Consider the following 20,030-nt stretch of genomic DNA (forward strand, 5'->3'; position numbering starts at 1 on the left):
TGGTTTATTCGGACTGCTTGTATGGGGCAAGCCCGCTTAATAGGCGCTGAATGTCAGATGGGGGCGCGCTTTCAAAGTGCAAGGGGGCGCCGGTGCAAGGGTGGGTGAAGGCCAGCGTGGCCGCGTGCAGCATCTGGCGTGGCGCACTGCCAAGCGCGGCGCGCAAGGGGGCGGGCAGGCGGCCGGAAGGCTTGCGCTGGCCGCCATACAGGCTGTCGCCCAGCAGCGGATGGCCCCTTTCCGCCATGTGAACCCGAACCTGATGGGTGCGTCCCGTTTCCAGTGTACAGGTAAGGAGGCTGGCGGCGGTTATGCCCTCAGCGCCATAGGCGGCGGTCAGCGCATAATGGGTGCGCGCCCGGCGCCCGCCTTCACCCACCACGGCCATGCGCGTGCGCCGGGTGGGATGGCGGGCGATCGGGGCGTCGATCCAGTCGTCCGCCGGGTGGGGCAGGCCATGAACCAGCGCCAGATAACGCCGGGTCAGGTGGTGGGTTTTGAACAGGGCGGACAGGCCGTCATGCGCGGCATCCGATTTCGCCAGCACCAGAAGCCCGCTGGTATCCTTGTCGATGCGGTGCACCACGCCGGGGCGCTCCACATCCCCCTTGCGGCTGAGCCGGCCCCCGGTATGGGCCAGCACACCGGCCACCAGCGTGCCGATATGGTTGCCGGCCCCCGGATGCACCACCAGCCCGGCGGGCTTGTCCACCACGATCAGGTGTTCGTCTTCATGCACGACCGTCAGCGGCATGGCTTCCGGGGCCGGTGCGCCGCCGGTTGCCAAAGCTTCAGGGGGGGCACAGCACACCACATCCCCCGTTTTCAGCCGCAGACTGCCGCTGGTGGGCTGGCTGCGTGTGCCCGCCCGCACCAGGCTGACATGGCCCGCCTTGATCAGGCCACTGAGCCGGGAGCGGCTCATATGGGGCAGGTTCGTGGCCAGCAGCTTGTCCAGCCGCGTGCCCGCCTGCGCGGACGAGATGACAAATTCCGGTGCCTCTGCCATAAATCCCACACGTGCCGACCGGCACGTTCCGTCATTATCAAGGGAGGCCTTTATGGCCGAGCAAAAGCCTGTTGTCACGAAAGATGACCTGCACCATGACCCGGATGCCGACGCGACGACCCCTTCCGGGGGCGCGGGCGAATCTGGGGGCGAGCCCGTACCCGATCATACGGCGCTCAAATGGGTGGTGGGTGTACTTGGCATGGCCATCGTGGTGATGGTGGTTCTGATCCTGGGAACCCTGGCATATCGGGCTTTTCAGGATGACCCGGCCCCGGATGGCGGCCCCGTCAATGGTGCCTCAAGCTCTGCTGCGGGCGGGGCTGAAGCCCCCGCGAACCTGCCCGATAATCTGAGCGTGACCGTGCCGGAAGGCATGACGCTGGCGGCCAGCAGCCTGGGCGCGGATGGCCGCACCCTGCTTTTGCACTATGAGGCCGCGGGGCGGCCCGCCATTCTCCAGCTTGTGGACCGCCGAACCGGACAGGTCCAGACCGTGCGCCTGAACGCGGGGGGAGACCCGAAGCCGTGACCGCCCCCGTGCTGCTGTTGCCGGGCGGGGTGGCCGCGCTGCTGGCGGCGAAAGCCGCCGGGGCCGCCCCCCATGAAGCCTGCGGACTGGTGCTGGGGCGGGCGCCCGGAGACGCGCCCGGAAAAGTGACGGAGATCGCCTTCAGCGACAATGTGACGGCGGGCGACCCGGCAACCCGCTTCGAGATCGACCCCGCCCTTCATCTGGCCCTGCAACGGCGCGCGCGGGCAGGCGGGCCGGACCTGATCGGGGTGTGGCACAGTCATCCGGCGGGGGCGCTACGGTTGAGCGAACAGGACCGTGCGCGATCCGTCATGCCCGGCTGGGTCTGGTTGCTCAGCGCGCCCGACGGGCAGGGCGCATGGCACCATGCCGCCTGGCTGGCGGAGCTGGACGGGCAGGGGTTTCAGCCGCTCGATCTGCGCCCAGTGGCGCCGGATCAGAACGGCATATAGGTCTTTTCCTTGCTGAATTTCATATAGCCCACCGTGGCCTGTGCCCGCAGGCCCGCGCCCAGCCGTATGATGGCGATGCGCAGCGTGTCATTGGCATAGACACTGATGCCGAGCCCGCCCACATAATAGAACGACCCCTCTATGGCACCGATGCGGGTATAGACCTCCTCGGTATCATAGACATTATAGACAAGGCCGAACACCTTGGCCGCGTCCGCGCCCGCATCGAAGCCGATGCTGGGGCCGGTCCAGTGAATGGGGCGATCCCCTTCGATCTTGTGGCGCAACTGCCCGCCGCCATAGCGCAGGCCCACCACAAGGCCGCCGCCCGCTTCCGAGCCGGTGATATAGGCATTGGGGCGCCCGAACCGCTGGAACAGGCTTTCCACCGCCTTGCCCACGCCTTCGGCCCCGGCACCCAGAAAATCGGTGGCCTGGTCCATCACGGTTTCCCGGTCATAGGTGGCGGGATCGTCCTCACCGTCCTGAGCCGGGGCGGCGGGGGCGAGGCACATAAGCGCGATCCCGGTGACAAGGGCCGCGAAAAAGCGCATGAGCGTAACGGGTTGGGGCATTGCGGGCGGTTCCTGCATGAGTGACCTGACAGTGTGGCCACAACTGTAACGGCGGGCGGCACCTCTCACAAGAGATGCTAGCAGCCCCATGTAATGCCGGTCGCCCAACGGTGGTGGAAAGAAGGTGGAGTTCCCTTGCCATGGCCCGGTGGGGCGCCATAGTCTCATGGCAGGGAACACGCCGACAGACAGGGAGGGTTGGCATGGACGGTCTGATGCAGGATTGGCCGCTGCTGGTCAGTAATATTCTTCGACACGCGGAAACCTATCACGGCTTTCGGGAGGTGGTCAGCCTGCTGCCGGAAGGGGGCAGCCACCGCTATACCTATCGGGACCTGGGGGTGCGCGCGCGCCAGTTGGCGGAGGCCCTGACCCGGCTGGGCATATCACCGGGGGACCGGGTGGGCACGCTGGCCTGGAACACGCATCGGCATGTGGAAATCTGGTTCGGCGCCTCCGGCATGGGCGCGGTGACCCATACCATCAATCCGCGCCTGTTCGCGGAACAACTGGTCTATATCATCAACCATGCGGAAGACCGGGTGCTGATGGTGGATGTGACCTTCGTGCCGCTGGTGGAGGCGATCGCCGACAAGCTGAAAACGGTGGAGCACATCATCGTCATGGCGCCCGCCGCCGCCATGCCGGAAAGCAGCCTGAATCTGATGTCCTATGAGGATCTTCTGGCGGCGGAACCCGGCACGTTCCACTGGCCGCGCTTCGATGAAAACACCGCCTGCAATCTGTGCTATACCAGTGGCACCACGGGCAACCCCAAGGGGGTGCTGTACTCCCACCGGTCCACGTTTCTGCACACCCTGATCACCTTGAGCGCCGATACGCTGGATGTGCGCGCTTCCGGCTGCATTCTGCCGGTGGTGCCCATGTTCCATGCCAATGCCTGGGGCATTCCCTATGCGGCGCTGGCGTCCGGCGCCAAGCTGGTGATGGGCGGCCCGCACCACGAGCCCGAAGCCCTGCACAAGCTGATGATGGAGGAGGAGGTCACCGTTACCGCTGCGGTGCCGACCATCTGGCTTGGTATGCTGAAATATCTCAAGGAAACCGGCAAGGGCTGCGGCAAGCTGGAAGGGGTCACCATTGGCGGGTCCGCCGCGCCCCGATCCATGATCGAGGCGTTCCAGAAAGAGTATGGCGTGCGCGTTAATCATGCCTGGGGCATGACCGAAACCAGCCCGCTTGGCTCGGTGGGCAGCGATAATGGCGCCACCATCGCCATGGGCGCGGCTGAGCGCTTAGACATGCAGACCAAGCAGGGTCGCCCCGTGCTGGGGGTGGAAATGGCGATCAAGGACCCGGAGACAGGCGCGCACCTGCCCCATGACGGGGAGACCAGCGGCCATCTGATGGTGCGTGGGCCCTGGATATCCAGCAGTTATTACGCCCATGAAGGGGGTGACATTCTGGACGCCGAGGGCTGGTTCGACACCGGGGACGTGGCCTGCCTGGACCAATATGGCTTCATGCAGATCACCGACCGCGCCAAGGATGTGATCAAGTCCGGCGGCGAATGGATTTCATCCATCGAGCTGGAGAATGAGGCCCTGGCCCACCCGGCGGTGGCGGAAGCCGCGGTGATCGGGCTGCCCCATCCCAAATGGGATGAACGCCCGCTTCTGGTGGTCCGGCTGGAGCCTGGCGAAAGTCTGTTCGCGGACCAGATGCGAGAACATCTAAGCGGCAGGGTTGCAAAATGGTGGCTTCCTGACGATATGGCCATTGTAGAGGAAATACCGCATACCGCCACGGGCAAGATTTCCAAAAAGGATTTGCGGGATCAGTTCCGCGATTATGTCTTGCCCACCATATGACGTGCTGGCCCATCGGGGGCGCGGGGCAGGCGGTGAATGATGCCGCCCGGTCTAGCCCCTTGAAAGGCCCAGGGTCGTGAAAGGCCCGTGACACCGTAAAAAGGAGGATATGACCATGACCGTTCTGCATTCGGTATCCGCCGTTCTGGCGCTGGCCGGAGCCGTGGCCCTTGCCGCCCCCGTGGCGTCGCCCGTGGCCGCGGATCAGCACAAAAAGCCGTCGGCGGAAAAGCCGCTGGCCGAGGTCAAGTTGCTGACCGTCGAGGCCAAGCATGATTTCCAGAAAACCGTGAAGCGGCTGAAGGGAGCCGTGAAGTCGCGCGGCATGAAGGTGATTGCCACCATCGATCATGCCAAAGGCGCCGAAAAGGCGGGCATGGACCTGCGCCCGACCACGCTGGTGATTTTCGGCAATCCGAAAGTGGGTACGCCCTTGATGCAGGACAATCAGCTTGTCGGGCTTGATCTGCCCATGAAGGTGCTGGTGCATGAGAGCGAGGAGGGCACGGTGAACCTGACCTATCGCGCGCCCGACCTGCTGGCGCATAATTGGCGCATGGTCCCCGTCCCCGGCCAGATTGAAGGCATGACCAAGGGCCTGGCCGCCATCGTGGCGGAAGCGGCTGCGCGGGAGCAGGGGCAACCATCCATGTGATCGGTGGGCCATTTAAAATGGCGCACGCACAAGCGTGAACAGGGCCTGCCCCCATATCGAGGGCAGGCTTTTTTCGTGGAAAACGGGGCAATGAATATGGGGCGGTTGCGTGTATGTGTAGCCTGTCCGATTCATGAAAAAAGCGCCGGGGGCGGAACCCCCGGCGCTTCCATGGCGCATGGTGTGCGCTGAATACTGGTTTCTGCTCTAGAACTTGTAGCGCAGACCCAACTGGATTTTGTACACGGACGGAATCCGCGAAATGGTCGGGTCCGGCGTCACGGCGCCCGGCGAGTTCGGCTGGCCGGCCTCGGACCCCGGCGCGGGATCAAGCACGAACTGGCTGCCGTCAGCACTGATGCTGGCATTGGCCACGGCCACATTGGACGGTGCCAGGAAGCTTTCCACGCGGCCCCAGTCCTTGTCGATCAGATTGCCCAGGTTTTCGATGTTGAAGATGAACTCGAAGGCATTGCTGTCACCGATACGGAACTCCTGCGTGAACTGAAGGTTCACCTGGTTCACCCAGCTTGTGGAGCAGGCGTTCCGCGGCACGATAGAGCCCCGGAAGTCCTGAAGGCATTTGTCGTTGTCGATGAACTCGTTCAGGTTTGCCAGGAAGTTCGGCGTGTTCGACGTGACCAGCGGATCGTTGATGCCGGTGGGCACATAGAACAGTTGGCTGCCGGGGTTGTCACCCTCGCTGCCGAAGTCAGCCAGGAAGGTGCCGCCGAAGGGTGCCGGGCCACTGCCGAAGGTGTAGGAGAATTTCCGGCCCGAACGCCCGATATAAACCAGGTCGATGGCGGTCTTGTTATCGCCCCACAGTTCTTCTTCCCAGGTCAGCGTGCCGGTGATCCGGTGCGGCACCTCGAACTTGGAGTCCGCCAGATCCATATTGTTGAAATCGGTGGTGGCGTCAAAGGCGAACAGCTCGAAGGCCACGAAGCGGTTGGCAGAGCGCACTTCTTTCTTGTCCATATAGGAATAGGACAGGCCAAGATCGAAATAGCCATAGTCCGTATCCCAGGACTTGTCCGCCTCGAAGGTGTAAAGCTCCGTATTGCCGCGCGGATCGTTGGTCAGCAGGAAGTCCCCGCTTTCCTCGGTGAAGTTGTAGATGGGGCGGCCATCCGGTGCCGTGCCCACCTGCTCCCGGCGCAGCTCCTGCATGGACACGCCGTCCTTCACGCTGGTCCAGATCGCTTCCGCGGACAGGTCCCAGCCGTCGCCCAGACCGACGGACGACAGATCAGCCGTGTAATCCACCGCCAGGTTCATCTTCCAGTTGGACAGCAGGTCGAAGTCCGGGTCGATGGCGTCCACTTCGTTGGTGGGTGTGTTGGCGATGAAGGGCTGGAGGTTCTCGATCGCTGCATCGCCGTCAGGTTCGCCGGACAGTGCCTGTTGTGCTGCGGCGGCCACGTCCGGGGCGGCGGGCAGGAAGAAGAAGCTGGCGAAACGGCGGGTCATGCCGTTATTGCCATAGGAGTTGGCGAGCCACACCAGCGGCGAACCACCACCGAACAGGCCCACACCGCCGCGCAGGGTCAGCCGATCCGTGGGCTGATAGTTCACACCCAGGCGGGGCAGCCAGAGATCCTTGCCGTCCAGATTTTCCTGGTTGGTGAAGCCGTTACGCGCCACGAAGTTGGGGTTCAGCGTCGGCTTGCCGTTGTTTTCCAGCACGTCATAGCGCAGGCCCGCCGTGATGGTCAGTTCCGGGATCGGCACCCATTCGTCCTGCAGATAGAAGCTGTGCTGTGTCAGGGCGAAGTTCACTTCCGTGTCTTTCGGATCACCGGTGAACGAGTTGCCGAACAGCACGGCAAACGGGTTCCGCGCTTCGAAATCGTCAATGGAGCCGAACAGGAACTGGCCCTGGCTGAAGGGCTGGAACAGGTTGCGGATATTGTCCCGCTGCTGCTCATAGCCGCCCGTGATGGTGTGGGCACCGGCGTAATAGTCCCCCTTCAGCTTGATGATCCGGGTGTTGTTGTCCAACTCGTTGGCCTGGCGGAAGCGGTCCCCACCGGCATTGATGGTACCCCCGCCGGGCGCGGTGATGGTGAATTCCGGCGTATCCTGCTGAACGGAAACCTGCCGGTTGTTCACGTCTTTCCAGCCCACCTTCATCTCGGTGGAGAAATTGTCCGTCCAGTCGGAGAAGAGCTGGAAGGACCAGGAATTCATCCGCTCATTGATGTTGTAGCGGTTGGACTGAAGCGAGGCCACTTCCGGGAAGTCGTCGAACAGCACATCGCCGTCGGCGCGCTGGAATGCCACCGTGGCGCGGTGGTCTTCGTTCACGTTCCAGTCCAGCTTGATCAGGATTTTTTCGTCCGTATCGGTATCCACGGCGTCAAAGGCGCCGGGGTCGAACCCGAATTGATCCTGCGTGATCTGGCGCACGCGGTCCACGTCTTCCTGTGTGACGCCCTGAATCCGCTCGATGGAAGCGGAGTTGGAGGGCAGGGTGGTCTCGAACCGCTCATAGTTGGCAAAGAAGAACAGCTTGTCCTTGACGATCGGCCCGCCAAGGGTGCCGCCATAGGTTTCTTCCTCGAAGTCGCCAATGCGCAGGTCCTGATTGCCGGAATCGTTCCCGGTCAGGCTGTCATCGCTGTAAAAGGCATAGGCGCTGCCGTGGAACTCGTTCGTGCCGGATTTGGTCACGATGTTGATGTTGCCGCCCAGGAAGTTGCCATAGGTCACGTCAAACGGCGCGATGTTCACATTGATCTGTTCGATCGCATCGATGGAAATGGGTGAACGCTGAGTGGCGGACGCATTCTTGGACAGGCCGAAATTGTCGTTCTGCGGCACGCCGTCAATGGTTACGCTGTTGAAGCGGAAGTTGGAACCCGCGATGGAAACCGCCGGCCCGCGGGCCACGGTGGTGTCCACCAGAACCTTGGAATCCGTTTGCAGAACGGACACGAAGTCCCGCGAAATGGACGGCACCTGCTGGATATCCTGCGCGGAGAAATCCTCACCCGCGCCGGTGCGCAACATGCTGGAAAGGGCCGAGGCGGTGATGGTCACTTCCTCGATCTCGCCGCTGGCGGATACGGGCAGGGTGATATCTTCCGTCTGCCCCAGGGTCAGGAAGATGGCTGCCACATCGGGCGCGCTGTATTCGGCGCCATCGGGCAGGCGCACCATGTACGGGCCGCCCACCTGAAGACCACGCGCACTGATCATGCCGTTATTGTTGGTCTGTATGGTCCTTACTTTCCCGGTGGGAATGTGCACCACCTCAACCGCCGTATCATCTACCGGGTTGCCCTGTTGATCCACCACGGTGACACGCAGACTGGACGAGGTGGACTGGCCATATGCCGCCCCCCCGAGCGCGATGGCCGACCCCGCAACCGTGGCCATCAACGCAAAACGCCTAAGAGATTTCATGTCTGATTCCTTCCCGAGACTTGTTTGCTTGTCAGTTCTTTTGGATTAACTCCGAGACTATGCGATCTCACACTTATCACGATTTGGCGAGGACACGTTTAATGCTGCGGCGCGGCAAGAGTGCGTTAAATGTCAGGCTGTGGCTTCTGCGCAACGCTTTTGCGAAAGAATCCTGAACAAACGGTCAGGCGGGCATTGCGAATAATTCCTGACCGAAGGGTCAAATCTTGTTTTGCATGACTCTGACGCCGGAAACAGGCGAATCGGGGCAGGATCATTTCGGGGCGCACGCGCCGCAAACTGTCCGGGCGCGACCACACATAAGACAAAGGACAAGACTGGATGGAGTTCGACACACCCTTGCAGGAAGCCGTACTGGAGCGTCGCTACAAGCGCTTTCTTGCCGATGTGATCCTGCCCGATGGCAGCCGCGTTACGGCGCATTGCGCCAATTCCGGCTCCATGCTGGGCTGTGCGCCCGAAGGCGCGCGGGTCTGGCTGTCGGCCAACACCAATCCGCGGGCCAAGCTGGATTGGCGCTGGGAACTGGTGGAGGTGGGCGGCGCGCTTGTGGGCATCAACACGAACCGGCCCAACGCCGTGGTGGCGGAGGCCATTGCGGATGGAACCATCGCCCCGCTCAAAGGCTATGAGCGGCTGCGGCGGGAAGTGCGCTACGGCGAAAACAGCCGTATCGACATCCTGCTGGAAGACGGCGGGCGCCGCGCCTATGTGGAGGTGAAGAACGTGACCCTGGCGGGCGACGGCGTGGCCCGCTTCCCCGATGCGATCACGGCGCGCGGGCGCAAGCATCTTCGGGAACTGATGGCCATGGTGGATGCGGGGCACCGGGCGGTGATGGTCTTTCTTGTACAACGGGGGGACTGTAAGCTATTCATGCCCGCAAGCGAGATCGACCCTGCCTATGCGGATACGCTGAAAGCGGCAGCCGCGCACGGGGTCGAAATATTGGTATATGATTGCGCGGTCTCCGAGCGGGCGGTGCGGGTGCGGCGTGCGCTGCCCCATGATCTGGGTGGCTGACCGGCCCATTCGCTCCGCCGGCATGATATGCTGATGCGGCATATAATCGTGACGCGGGCCTTGCGCATATTCGGACAGCGGCAAAGGATAACGGACAAATGACCTATATCGACGAACTGGACGCGCCCACAATGCGCACCGGCGCCATCAAGGTGCACGGCGAGAGCGCCTTTGAGGGGATGCGCAAGGCGGGCAGGCTGGCGGCGGAAACGCTGGACCATTTGGTGCCCCATGTGCGGCCCGGCGTGACCACCGGCGAACTGGACCGGCTGGCCCACATCTTTATCACCGACCATGGGGCCGTGCCCGCGCCGCTCAATTATCGCGGTTTCCCCAAGTCCATCTGTACATCCATCAATCATGTGGTCTGCCATGGCATTCCGGGGGACAAGGTGCTCAAGGACGGCGACACGGTGAATATCGACGTGACCGTGATCCTGGATGGCTGGCACGGCGATACCAGCCGCATGTTCTTCGTTGGTCGGCCCAAGCTGCTGGCGGAGCGGCTGTCGGATATCACCTTTGAATGCATGTGGAAGGGGATCGAGGCCGTGCGCCCCGGTGCCCATCTGGGCGACATCGGCGCCGCCATTCAGGAACATGCGGAAAACAACCGCTATTCCGTGGTGCAGGATTTCTGCGGCCACGGCATTGGCCGGGTGTTCCATGACGAGCCCAGCGTGATGCATTTTGGCCGCCGGGGCACGGGGCCGGAGCTGAAGCCGGGCATGTTCTTCACCATCGAGCCGATGATCAATCAGGGCCGATCCGCCACCAAGATCCTGTCCGATGGCTGGACGGCGGTAACGCGGGATCGCAAGCTGTCCATGCAGTATGAACATACCCTGGCGGTGACGGAAGATGGCCATGAAGTGTTCACCCGTTCGCCCAAGGGGCTGGACAAGCCCCCCTTCGAGGTGGCCTGACGGGATTTGATCGGCGCCAACAGCCGGGGGCGGCTGTGCGGGGCCGATGACAGTGAGTTCGGAGGACAGAATGCCACAGGCGGGGGACGGGAATCAGGCCGGGGACAGGAATGCGAACGGGGACAGGGCACCCGTCGCCGCCCGCCATGCCAGCGGCCACCGTCAGCGACTGAGGGACCGCTTCCTGAAAGCGGGGCCGGATGGCCTTGCCGACTATGAGCTGCTGGAACTGCTGCTGTTCATGGCCATACCCCGGCGGGATGTGAAGCCGCTGGCCAAGGATCTGATCGCCCGTTTCGGCAGCTATGGCGAGGTGCTGGCCGCCGAGGTGGCGGAGCTGCGCGGCGTGGACGGGCTCGGCGATACGGCCATTGCGGCGATCAAGGCGGTGGAAGCGTCCGTCATTCATCTGACCCGTGAATCCGTGGTGGACCGGCCCGTTATTTCAAGCTGGGATGCGCTGCTGGACTATGTGCGCGCCGCCATGGCCCGTGGCCGGCGGGAGCGCTTCCGCGTGCTGTTCCTCGACCGCAAGAATGTGATGATCGCCGACGAGGTTCAGGGGGAAGGCACCATTGATCACACCCCGGTCTATCCGCGCGAAGTGGTCAAGCGGGCGCTGGAACTGGGGGCCAGCGCCGTGATTCTGGTGCACAATCATCCGTCCGGCGATCCCAGCCCCTCAAAGGGGGATATCGCCATGACCCGCGAACTGGTGGACGCCTGCAAGCGGCTTGACATTCGGGTGCATGATCATCTTGTTGTGGGGCGCAAGGGTCACAGGAGTTTCAAATCCATGGGGCTGCTCTGAGCGCGTGCGCTTGAAGGGCCCGGCAGGGGAAGGATATGCCGCTCTGGCAACAGGTAAAGTCCGAGAAGCGGGCGCTGGAAAGCCTGCCCATGTCCGCCAAGGCGGTGGTGGTGAGCCGGGATGGCAAGATTCTGGTACTGCGCAAGTCCAGCGGCCTGTATGACCTGCCCGGCGGCAAGCTGGAGCCGGGCGAAGACCTTTTTGATGGCCTGCGCCGGGAAATTCTCGAAGAAATAGGGCTGAGCGTGAAGCGGTTCACCTTTATCGCAAGCTGGGTCAAGACACGGCCCGGACTGGGGGACCGCTTGATGACGGTCTATGAAACGCGGCTGAAAAAACGCGCCCGGAAGCTGCCTGTCGCCCTGTCCGAAGAGCATGACTGGGGCGCTTTCATCAGCCCCCGCAAGGCCGCCCGGCTGGAATTGCAACCCGGTTATCAGAACGCCATTTTCCTGTCGTCCATGCGGGGTTAGGCGCCTTTCGGCCCGGTTCGGATCAGGGCCGGCCCGGCGCCGGGCCTTATTGCCGCCGCGCCGCGATGGCTTCCAGCCGCCGGTCCAGCGTGGCCCGGTCCAGCCAGCGCCCGGCGGCCATCACGCCTTTCAGCCTGAACAGGGCCTGGATGTCCTTTTGCGGCTTGCCGTCCACCAGGATCAGGTCCGCCCGCGCGCCGGGGGTCAGCGTACCGAAGCTGTCCTTGTCCTCGAAATAGCGCCCCGCCGCGCTGGTGGCGGACGCCAGTATCTGTGCATTGGTCAGGCCCGCCGCCTTCATGGCGGCCACTTCATGGCGGATGGAAAAGCCAGGGACCGAGAAAACCTGCGGCGCATCGCTGCCCAGGGCGATATTGGCGCCCGCGTCGGCCATGGCCTTCAACAGCCGCTGGCGGTTTTCCGCAATGATCGGCCTGGCGCCCAGATTGGCCTGGCGCACGGCTTCCCGCCAGTCCCGCAGCGTAGCCGCATCCACATAGGCCAGTTCGTCCCGTTGCATCAACCGATCCGGGTCGCCGCCGCCGCGAAACAGATTGAACAGGGCCTGCGTGGGTACGATCCAGGTGCCCGCCCGGGCCGTGCGCTCGGCGGCTTCCTGAAGGCGCGCTTGCGGGATGGGGCCGTCGGCGCCGTTCAGCCAGGCCATGTAACCATCCATGTGATCGATGGAAATCTGCCCGGATTCCAGCGCATGGGGCACGCCCACCGGCTGCGGCACATGGCCGCCAAAAGGCAGGCCCGCTTCGGCGGACGCGGCGGCAATGGCATCATATTCCGCCACGGACAGGCCGGGGTGAATCTTTTGCAGGTCCCAGCCCGCCTTGCTGTGCGAATGCACGTCCTTTGCCGCCTGTTCCGGGCTGGTGACGGTGCGCCCGTTCAGGCTGGGGGCGGCCAGATACAGTGTCGGCCCGGCGATATCCCCCCGGTCGATCCGGTCGCGGAGCGTGAATTGCACCGGGTCCCCCAACATGCCGCGCACGGTGGTCACGCCGCCGGCCAGATACAGGAACAGCGTGTCATGGGCGCGCTCGTCGGGCCAGCTTGAATAGGGCAGATGGCCGTGCATTTCCGCCAGCCCCGGCATCAGCGTGGCGCCGCCGCCGTCGATAATGCGGGCGTTGTCCGGCGCTTTCACCTTTTCCGCCGTGCCCAGCGCCCTGATGCGATCTTTCCGCACCAGCAGGCGACCATCCGGGATCAGCGATGGCGTGTCCGCGTCCGTCATGGTGAGCAGCGCCACATTGTCGAACAGGATGGGCCGCTCATCCGCCGCCGAAGGGCGTGCGTGCAGGCCGATCATCAGGGCGAACGCCGCGGCGAGCAGCAGGGCAGAAACGCGCATGAACAGTCTCCCGGTTGATGGTGAGGCAACAGGATTTGCGCGCCATCGCCTTATGTCAAGCGCCGCCCGCTTGTGGCAACCGGCGCTTTCTGCTAGCAGACAGGCGCCGCAGCCCCATAATTCGGAGGATATCCATGATCCCGCGCTATTCCCGGCCAGACATGGCCGCCATCTGGAGCGATGAGTCCAAGTTTTCCATCTGGTTCGAGATTGAGGCCCATGCCTGCGATGCCCAGGCCGATCTGGGCGTGATCCCGAAAGAGGCGGCCGAGGCCGTCTGGGCGCGGGGCAAGTGGGATATAGAACGCATCCATGAGATCGAGGCCGAGGTGAAGCACGATGTGATCGCCTTCCTCACCAGTCTGGCGGAGCATGTGGGGCCGGAGGCGCGCTTCGTCCATCAGGGCATGACCAGTTCCGACATATTGGACACCACCTTCAATGTGCAGTGCGTGCGCGCGGCGGACATTCTGATCGCGGACATGGATGCGCTGCTGTCCGCCCTGAAGCGCCGGGCGTATGAGCACAAGGATACGGTCTGCATTGGCCGTAGCCATGGCATTCACGCCGAGCCCACCACGTTCGGGCTGAAAATGGCCCAGGCCTATGCGGAATTCGACCGGGGCCGTGCCCGGCTGGTGGCCGCGCGGGAAGAAGTGGCCACCTGCGCCATTTCCGGGGCCGTGGGCACTTTCGCCAATATCGATCCGCGCGTGGAAGAACATGTGGCCGCGAAAATGGGGCTGAAGCCGGAGCCCATTTCCACACAGGTGATCCCGCGCGACCGCCATGCCGCCTTTTTCGCGGCGCTGGCGGTGGTGGCAAGCTCCGTGGAGCGACTTGCCACGGAAGTGCGCCATTTGCAACGCACCGAAGTGCTGGAGGCGGAAGAATATTTCTCCAAGGGGCAGAAGGGCTCCAGCGCCATGCCGCACAAGCGCAACCCGGTGCTGACCGAGAACCTGACCGGGCTGGCGCGGCTGGTGCGCGGCTATGCCATCCCCGCCATGGAAAATGTGGCCCTGTGGCACGAGCGGGATATCTCGCACTCTTCCGTGGAGCGCAATATCGGGCCGGATGCCACCGTGACGCTGGATTTCGCGCTGGCCCGCCTTGCCGGTGTGATGGACAATCTGCTGGTGTATCCCGAAGCCATGCGTGAGAATATGGACCGTCTGGGCGGGTTGTGCCATTCGCAGCGTGTGCTGCTGGCGCTGACCCAGGCGGGTATGAGCCGGGAAGACAGCTATGCTCTTGTGCAGAAAAATGCCATGAAGGTATGGGAGTCTCGCGGGCGGGAACAACTGGAAGACCTGCTGCTGGCGGACGGGACCGTGGTGGAGAAGTTGGGCCGCGAAGGCATCAGCAGCCTGTTTGACCTGGGCCATCATACGGCCCATGTGGATACTATCTTCCAGCGGGTTTTCGGGGAAAGCTGAACGGGAGCGGGCTTCATGGCTTCGGATCGGACCTATACGGCGGCGCTGCTGATTATCGGTGACGAGATTCTGTCCGGTCGCACGCAGGATGCCAATCTGCCCTATCTGGCGCAGTGGCTGAACGCGCGGGGCATTCAGATGGTGGAAGCTCGCGTGGTGCCGGATGATCGGGACGAGATCGTCCACGCGGTCAATACGCTGCGCGGCAAGGTCACATATCTTTTCACCACCGGCGGCATCGGCCCCACCCATGACGATATCACGGCGGCCTGCATCGCCGACGCCTTTGGTGTGGACCTGCCCATAAACCGTCAGGCTTTTGCGCGGCTGGAAGCCCATTACGGAGCGGACAATTTCACCGCGGCCCGGCAGCGCATGGCCCGTATCCCCGAAGGCGGGGAACTGATCGACAACCCGGTTTCCGTGGCGCCGGGCTTTCGGGTGGAAAATGTGTACACGCTGGCTGGCGTGCCGAAGATCATGCAAAGCATGTTGGACCACCTTGATGGCCGGATTGAGGGCGGTCGCACGGTGCATTCCAAAGCGCTCACCCTTCATGTGCCAGAAAGCCGCCTTGCCGGGGATATCGGCGCCTTGCAGGACCGGCACCCCGATGTGGGCGTGGGCAGCTATCCCTTTTTCCATCAGGGGGAGGCCGGCGTGCAGGTGGTGATCCGCTCGCCGGATGAAGCCGCGTTGGAAGCGGCCATGGATGATCTTCTGCACTGGGTGGATGACAAGGCTTTGCCGAAGGGCGCGGTGGAAACTCTTGCCTGAAGGCCCCGGCTCGGTGCGGCCTCATGCGAACCGGGCCGGGGCGGGTCGGCCTAACCGAAGGCCACACCGGCGATAAAGCCGACGGCGAGCCCCGCTACGAACAGCACCGGGGGTATCCAGCGCACCGGCAACACAGCCCCGCCCGGTTCAGGAAGCGGCGGGGCCAGGTCCTGCACGTCCACCTCCAGCGTGGCGACGAGCGCCTGTATGGTTTCCGCCGCTGCGGCGCCGTGCCGCTCCACCCGCTGCACTGTTCGCAAAGACAGACAACTGGCTTCGGCAAGCTGGGCCTGGGTCCAGCTTCGCCGCAGGCGGGCGGCGTACAGTTTCTGTCCATCAACCCGCATGAATCAGCTCCCGCCGAGCAGCTTGAACAGGTGATAGGCCGCGAACCCCCCGGCCATACCGCCCATAAAGAACAACAGCATTATCATCGGCCAGCGCCTCTTGGCGGTTTGTTTGCCAAGTCCCCGAAAAATCAGATGGTTGTTCTTCAGAATCAGGCATTCAATGCTGCCCAGGGTTTTCAGCCCCCACAGCACTTCATAGCGGTCGCCCGCATAGTCGAAGACCTGATTGGACCGCAGGGACAGGGACCGGGCGTTCACCATTTCGTCGCCGTTCACCCGGATGATTTCCCGACCTGTCCAGGTGGAGCCCCACACATCGATTTCCCGCTCGCCGTCCCGGCACAGGAACCGGATGCCGCGGCGGAACGAAAATGCGCTGGCCGGTTGCGGCGTGTCGAGGGGGGTGTCGTCAACGGATGGCGTGTCGGTCATGGATATCCTCCCTTTATGGAATAATCGCGTCTGACATGGTTTGCGTCATTACCGGGCTTTTTTTATGCGACATCCGGTCGTGTCGAACCACGACAGCAGCACGACAGGCGGCAAGGCGGCATATGACAGCCCTGTCGCATCCATAAAAAACCACATTATTCCAAAAGCCTGCACCCCCGCCGGATCTCCCCGCGCTCCGTGCTTGCCATGGCGGATCATCGCGGTTTATACCACCGGTCGCACATTTCACCATGCCCGCGTGGCGAAATTGGTAGACGCATGGGACTTAAAATCCCTGGGCCGTAAGGCCGTCCCGGTTCGAGTCCGGGCGCGGGCACCATCTTTTACCGACGGTTCAGTTTTTTATCGCTGGTTCGTTGCGTAATACTATCGCGCCCTGTGGCGGGGGCACGATGTTGCGTGCGCTGACCGGCCCGTACCACAAGGGTGCGGCGGATTGCGGTGACGCTTTCTTTTTCTTTCTTGGTGATGGGGTCTTTTTAAATTCACCAGTCTTTTTTGAAATATGCTCTTTTTGATTGAAACATGATGAATTTTGTTGGAGCGTTGGCGCGAACCTGACGATGGGGGTGGTTCGTGGTCGATCATATTCTGATTCCCGATAATGACCTGGAAGCATTGCTCGCATGGCGTTTGCTATACGGTGTTACGCAGAGAGAAGGGGCATTTGCCGGGGCTATCGATCCCGCCACTCTGCCAAATGTGCACCTGGTCAGCGTGGAGTGGGGGCAGGAACTCCCTATTCATGATCCGCGTCTTCAGGATTTGTTGTCCGCGCAATCTGTCGTGTTTTTTGAGCTTTATGCGCCAGAGCTTGAAAAAGTCCTGCGCGACAAGGGCGTGACCGTTCGCATTGTCGATCATCATCTTTATGCTGGAGTGGACGGCACGGTGGATGATCGCCGGATGGCGCGTAGCAGTCTGGATCAGCTGCTCGACCTTCTGTCGATTGACCGGGGGTTGGTCAATGATTTCATCGCTGATATCTGGAACCTGAAGCTGAACCTTCCCGCTCTGGTCTCCGCCAATGACAAGGGCTTTGTGCCTTTATTGCGCCGGGCAGCGATGACTGGCGAGGGGATGGAATGGGATGAAAAGTTCGCGCGATGCCATGCGGTGTCGAATCTTCGTTTGATCGAATTGATGCGGCAGCAGGGCGGGCAGTCATTCCAGAAGTTTCTGAAAGCGGATGAGGCCGGAAAAACTGAAGCAAACCTTGCTGCGTTCTGTGATCATGTTTTTTCCCGTATCGAGCAGAAATCCGAGGAATTCCAGCAATCGATCCGCACGGCATTTCCAAATTTCAAGAAAGTTGTTGATGATGCCGTCGGTGGACGAGCGCAGGCGAGACAATATCTCCGTGATATTGGCATTGATCGCTTAGCGAAAGCTATGCCGGGATCATGCGGGAAATCGACGAAAACGGAAGACCATAAGGATATAGCGGGCCTGTATGGGCGGTGGAATTGGATGGGGGCCGGTGTGTCCAATCCAATCGGGGATGCGGACGATGACGCCCTGCTGGTGATCGTCGCCCCGGTGGCCCTGCGCAAGACCCTGCTGGATGGCGTTTATGAAGAATTGTGGCCGCTGATTCCGTCTGTCGGCGCGAAGTCCGACCCGGCTTTTTGCCAGCGCCGTATTCTGACGATATTTTTCTCTTCCACAAGCGACGATGAACAGGTCGGTCCTTCCAGCGGGGCGTTTAACGATTTGGGGAAATTGGGCGCTGTTCGGCGTGTGGAATATTCGGGTCCTGCGTGGGATTCTTCCCTTGTTGCCGCCTTTATCGGGTCGGTCTTCACCCAGCCGGTTTCGGATATGGGAAAGGTGCCGCGCGATAGGTTGGCTGTTTATGGCGGCGGCGGCGGGAGTTGTTATTTCGGCCTTGCCGATCCCCAAGGGGATGTCGATCAATCCAACAAGCTGATGATTTCTCTGACGGATCGTTTTCTTGCGAACCTGCTTGCGGATGCACGGTATTTGTGTGCCTGGCGAAGCAGCTTTTTCCTGCCGGTGGGAGTTTCCCTGCCTGATGATGCGGAGGATGATGGCCGGGCGCGCATGCTGGATCTGGGCCCGGTGCGGTGCGAGAGGAATAAGGCATGGCGCTTTGTCTGTGAAGCCGTGGCCCCGGCGGCAAAGGATTGCCCTGACCGGAAGGATTGCGACACAGAGGTCGAAGAGCAAAAGGGTGAAACGGCCGATTTCACGGGGAAACGGGACCCTGCTTCCGACGAGCGAGGCCCCGAAGCCGCGTTTTCATTTCCAGATTTTTACAAACAGGCGCGGCAATATTATTCCGGCTTTGTTCGGGACACGATTTTACCGTCACAGATTAATGACCGGTCCAAAGATGATGCGATGCGGATCATATCCCGCTTCCATAAAGACGCGCTCTCTTTTCAACTGAAATTCATTCGACATTTCCCGGCGAGCAAAGAAAGGCGGGCCTGGGTTGTTGAGCTGCCGGTTTCGGGGCTTCGTTTTCATTCCGGGCACAATCAAACGCTGCTTCTGGAGGTGGAATTCGCCGAGAGTCACCTTGGTGGTGATGAAAGCTTTGTGGGTCATGAGGACAGCGAGGTTCTGTCCATTCTTGCCGGCCCGCGGGAAGGGCGGCAGATACAGACATTGGCGCAATTGACCGAATTCAACGCCCAAACCCGTTTTCGGGCATGTCACAAGCAAATTGGCCGAAGGCCGATTGTTGAATTGTGCCTGAGTAGGACTGAGGCCGACGGCCAGCATCCGATCGGCATGATGGCGCTGGAGCATCAACTTGTCACCGATCTGATGGCTGGCTGGATGGGCGGCCTTTTGAAGGAAACGCTGAAAGATTTTGGTTATGAAACGGAGAGGGGGGAAAGCGGCGCCTCGGAAAAATACTTGATTCAGAAAAAGGAAGGCAGTGGGAAGCGGCAGCCAAGTCAGCACGAAATAGAGCCGCTTTGTGATGATCGGATGCCGGTCATGACAAGTGCTGTTTTGCGCTCGGACAGCGAGCACCTGGGTGATTTGGAGGTAATGCGCAGCCGCATGAACACGGTGGAGCTGCGTTACAGTCAGCTTGACCCCCATTCAAGCGCGCCCATGTATGACCGTCGGTTTGAGGCCGAAGACGTGGATGACAGCCGGTATATGCGCTTTCACGAAATGGGAACGCGCTATTATTTAACCGGGCACTCTTTTGCCTTTATGGGGAATGGTTGGTTTTCTAGGAATGTTATTCATAAAAACCATAATTTCGTTATTTATAAAGCGATGTTTGTATTCGTATTATTTTATAATGCGATTTTAACGAATTATAGTAATAGAATGCATGATTATAGTTATAAGAATGAAAAATTTAGGGGAATACGGCGAAACTATAATGAATTCATAAAAAAATTATGGTTTCCATCCATCACCACCCAAATACAAGGGCGTGAGCTTTTCTCTAAAATGATGGAAAAGTTTGAGCTATATGCTCTAAAAGATGAGATAGGTGAAGAAATAAAAGCAATTGATGACCTTCAAGAAATGGATCGTGAAAATAAAAAAAGAATTACGGAAAAAGCAATAGCTGTCATTGCGACCGTCGTGACAATATTCTCAATATTTAGCTTCAATAATATTTTTTATAATTACCATAATCCCATTTTAGATTTTTTTGGTTTGGATGATGTTCACTCTATATTGAGAAAATTTTTAAGGATTGTCGGAGTATTTTCTCTTGTTTTCACGCTATCGATGGTTTTGGTTTTGGTTATGAACAAATTTAGCAATAAAATTATCGAAACAAATGAGGAAAAAAAATCCAAAATAAAATTGAAATCGATCATTCAGAATATTATGATTTATTTATGGTCTTTAGTTAAATTTTCATTTTTCGCAATTTCTATATCTGTTTTTGTTTTTTTCTTATTTCGATGATTATCTT

The 20,030-nt window shown here is 60.7% G+C and carries 17 protein-coding genes and 1 tRNA gene; 12 read left to right on the forward strand and 6 right to left on the reverse strand.

What is annotated here, in order from left to right; all coding sequences use genetic code 11:
- Positions 1–4 precede the first annotated feature (4 nt).
- Positions 5–1,009: an RluA family pseudouridine synthase gene (locus tag WGH93_RS04810; RefSeq protein WP_374763724.1), complete on the reverse strand. Its 1,005-nt coding sequence runs from the start codon at positions 1,007–1,009 to the stop codon at positions 5–7.
- A gap of 52 nt (positions 1,010–1,061) precedes the next feature.
- Between WGH93_RS04810 and WGH93_RS04815 the strand changes: the two genes are divergently transcribed.
- Together WGH93_RS04815 and WGH93_RS04820 are read left to right on the forward strand one after the other, a co-directional pair.
- Positions 1,062–1,541 (forward strand): hypothetical protein, encoded by a 480-nt coding sequence (locus WGH93_RS04815; protein WP_374763725.1) that lies wholly within the window; start codon positions 1,062–1,064, stop codon positions 1,539–1,541.
- Positions 1,538–1,996 carry a M67 family metallopeptidase gene (locus tag WGH93_RS04820; RefSeq protein ID WP_374763726.1) on the forward strand — a complete coding sequence of 153 codons (459 nt, stop codon included), beginning with the start codon at positions 1,538–1,540 and terminating at the stop codon, positions 1,994–1,996. The genes WGH93_RS04815 and WGH93_RS04820 overlap by 4 nt, the downstream gene beginning before the upstream one ends.
- Here the strand turns inward: WGH93_RS04820 and WGH93_RS04825 are convergent.
- Positions 1,981–2,571 (reverse strand): EipA family protein, encoded by a 591-nt coding sequence (locus tag WGH93_RS04825; RefSeq protein ID WP_374763727.1) that lies wholly within the window; start codon positions 2,569–2,571, stop codon positions 1,981–1,983. The genes WGH93_RS04820 and WGH93_RS04825 overlap by 16 nt on opposite strands.
- A gap of 203 nt (positions 2,572–2,774) precedes the next feature.
- Between WGH93_RS04825 and WGH93_RS04830 the strand changes: the two genes are divergently transcribed.
- Both WGH93_RS04830 and WGH93_RS04835 read left to right on the forward strand, forming a co-directional pair.
- Positions 2,775–4,403 (forward strand): long-chain fatty acid--CoA ligase, encoded by a 1,629-nt coding sequence (locus tag WGH93_RS04830; RefSeq protein WP_374763728.1) that lies wholly within the window; start codon positions 2,775–2,777, stop codon positions 4,401–4,403.
- A 115-nt stretch (positions 4,404–4,518) separates the two neighbouring features.
- Complete coding sequence (locus WGH93_RS04835) at positions 4,519–5,058, forward strand: DUF302 domain-containing protein (RefSeq protein WP_374763729.1); 540 nt, start codon at positions 4,519–4,521, stop codon at positions 5,056–5,058.
- 207 nt (positions 5,059–5,265) lie between these two features.
- On the opposite strand, the gene WGH93_RS04840 is transcribed toward WGH93_RS04835, so the two are convergent.
- A complete protein-coding gene (locus tag WGH93_RS04840) occupies positions 5,266–8,469 on the reverse strand; it encodes a TonB-dependent receptor (RefSeq protein ID WP_374763730.1) in 3,204 nt (1,067 codons plus the stop codon).
- 342 nt (positions 8,470–8,811) lie between these two features.
- On the opposite strand from WGH93_RS04840, the gene sfsA reads away from it, so the two are divergent.
- From sfsA to WGH93_RS04860, 4 genes are all read left to right on the forward strand, one after another.
- A complete protein-coding gene (sfsA, locus tag WGH93_RS04845) occupies positions 8,812–9,513 on the forward strand; it encodes a DNA/RNA nuclease SfsA (RefSeq protein ID WP_374763731.1) in 702 nt (233 codons plus the stop codon).
- Positions 9,514–9,611: 98 nt separating this feature from the next.
- The gene (gene map, locus WGH93_RS04850; protein WP_374763732.1) at positions 9,612–10,439 is read left to right on the forward strand and encodes a type I methionyl aminopeptidase; all 828 of its coding nucleotides are present in this window, start codon (positions 9,612–9,614) and stop codon (positions 10,437–10,439) included.
- Positions 10,440–10,509: 70 nt separating this feature from the next.
- Positions 10,510–11,250: a RadC family protein gene (radC, locus tag WGH93_RS04855; protein ID WP_374763768.1), complete on the forward strand. Its 741-nt coding sequence runs from the start codon at positions 10,510–10,512 to the stop codon at positions 11,248–11,250.
- Positions 11,251–11,285: 35 nt separating this feature from the next.
- A complete protein-coding gene (locus WGH93_RS04860) occupies positions 11,286–11,723 on the forward strand; it encodes an NUDIX domain-containing protein (RefSeq protein WP_374763733.1) in 438 nt (145 codons plus the stop codon).
- A 46-nt stretch (positions 11,724–11,769) separates the two neighbouring features.
- On the opposite strand, the gene WGH93_RS04865 is transcribed toward WGH93_RS04860, so the two are convergent.
- A complete protein-coding gene (locus WGH93_RS04865; RefSeq protein ID WP_374763734.1) occupies positions 11,770–13,089 on the reverse strand; it encodes an amidohydrolase family protein in 1,320 nt (439 codons plus the stop codon).
- A gap of 134 nt (positions 13,090–13,223) precedes the next feature.
- On the opposite strand from WGH93_RS04865, the gene purB reads away from it, so the two are divergent.
- Together purB and WGH93_RS04875 are read left to right on the forward strand one after the other, a co-directional pair.
- On the forward strand, positions 13,224–14,528 hold the full coding sequence (gene purB / locus WGH93_RS04870; protein WP_374763735.1) for an adenylosuccinate lyase: 1,305 nt from the start codon (positions 13,224–13,226) through the stop codon (positions 14,526–14,528).
- A gap of 15 nt (positions 14,529–14,543) precedes the next feature.
- Positions 14,544–15,305 carry a competence/damage-inducible protein A gene (locus WGH93_RS04875; RefSeq protein WP_374763736.1) on the forward strand — a complete coding sequence of 254 codons (762 nt, stop codon included), beginning with the start codon at positions 14,544–14,546 and terminating at the stop codon, positions 15,303–15,305.
- Positions 15,306–15,355: 50 nt separating this feature from the next.
- Here the strand turns inward: WGH93_RS04875 and WGH93_RS04880 are convergent, their stop codons facing one another.
- Positions 15,356–15,652, reverse strand: a complete 297-nt coding sequence (locus WGH93_RS04880) for a helix-turn-helix domain-containing protein (protein WP_374763737.1) — start codon at positions 15,650–15,652, stop codon at positions 15,356–15,358.
- A 3-nt stretch (positions 15,653–15,655) separates the two neighbouring features.
- Positions 15,656–16,087 carry a hypothetical protein gene (locus WGH93_RS04885; protein ID WP_374763738.1) on the reverse strand — a complete coding sequence of 144 codons (432 nt, stop codon included), beginning with the start codon at positions 16,085–16,087 and terminating at the stop codon, positions 15,656–15,658.
- 253 nt (positions 16,088–16,340) lie between these two features.
- Here WGH93_RS04885 and WGH93_RS04890 point away from each other — a divergent pair.
- Both WGH93_RS04890 and WGH93_RS04895 read left to right on the forward strand, forming a co-directional pair.
- Positions 16,341–16,427, forward strand: a tRNA-Leu gene (locus tag WGH93_RS04890).
- A gap of 257 nt (positions 16,428–16,684) precedes the next feature.
- Positions 16,685–20,023, forward strand: a complete 3,339-nt coding sequence (locus tag WGH93_RS04895) for a hypothetical protein (RefSeq protein WP_374763739.1) — start codon at positions 16,685–16,687, stop codon at positions 20,021–20,023.
- Positions 20,024–20,030 lie beyond the last annotated feature (7 nt).

Source organism: Yunchengibacter salinarum (genome assembly GCF_037658235.1).
In the GTDB taxonomy this organism is placed as follows: Bacteria; Pseudomonadota; Alphaproteobacteria; order Sphingomonadales; family Kordiimonadaceae; genus Yunchengibacter; species Yunchengibacter salinarum.

Bases quoted from the DNA above. Each gene is read 5' to 3' on its own strand.
- WGH93_RS04875 (WP_374763736.1), top strand. From the start codon at position 14,544: ATGGCTTCGGATCGGACCTATACGGCGGCGCTGCTGATTATCGGTGAC.
- WGH93_RS04880 (WP_374763737.1), bottom strand. From the start codon at position 15,652: ATGCGGGTTGATGGACAGAAACTGTACGCCGCCCGCCTGCGGCGAAGC.
- radC (WP_374763768.1), top strand. From the start codon at position 10,510: ATGCCACAGGCGGGGGACGGGAATCAGGCCGGGGACAGGAATGCGAAC.
- WGH93_RS04815 (WP_374763725.1), top strand. From the start codon at position 1,062: ATGGCCGAGCAAAAGCCTGTTGTCACGAAAGATGACCTGCACCATGAC.
- map (WP_374763732.1), top strand. From the start codon at position 9,612: ATGACCTATATCGACGAACTGGACGCGCCCACAATGCGCACCGGCGCC.
- WGH93_RS04825 (WP_374763727.1), bottom strand. From the start codon at position 2,571: ATGCCCCAACCCGTTACGCTCATGCGCTTTTTCGCGGCCCTTGTCACC.
- WGH93_RS04810 (WP_374763724.1), bottom strand. From the start codon at position 1,009: ATGGCAGAGGCACCGGAATTTGTCATCTCGTCCGCGCAGGCGGGCACG.
- WGH93_RS04840 (WP_374763730.1), bottom strand. From the start codon at position 8,469: ATGAAATCTCTTAGGCGTTTTGCGTTGATGGCCACGGTTGCGGGGTCG.
- WGH93_RS04865 (WP_374763734.1), bottom strand. From the start codon at position 13,089: ATGCGCGTTTCTGCCCTGCTGCTCGCCGCGGCGTTCGCCCTGATGATC.
- WGH93_RS04835 (WP_374763729.1), top strand. From the start codon at position 4,519: ATGACCGTTCTGCATTCGGTATCCGCCGTTCTGGCGCTGGCCGGAGCC.
- WGH93_RS04885 (WP_374763738.1), bottom strand. From the start codon at position 16,087: ATGACCGACACGCCATCCGTTGACGACACCCCCCTCGACACGCCGCAA.
- sfsA (WP_374763731.1), top strand. From the start codon at position 8,812: ATGGAGTTCGACACACCCTTGCAGGAAGCCGTACTGGAGCGTCGCTAC.
- WGH93_RS04830 (WP_374763728.1), top strand. From the start codon at position 2,775: ATGGACGGTCTGATGCAGGATTGGCCGCTGCTGGTCAGTAATATTCTT.
- WGH93_RS04860 (WP_374763733.1), top strand. From the start codon at position 11,286: ATGCCGCTCTGGCAACAGGTAAAGTCCGAGAAGCGGGCGCTGGAAAGC.
- purB (WP_374763735.1), top strand. From the start codon at position 13,224: ATGATCCCGCGCTATTCCCGGCCAGACATGGCCGCCATCTGGAGCGAT.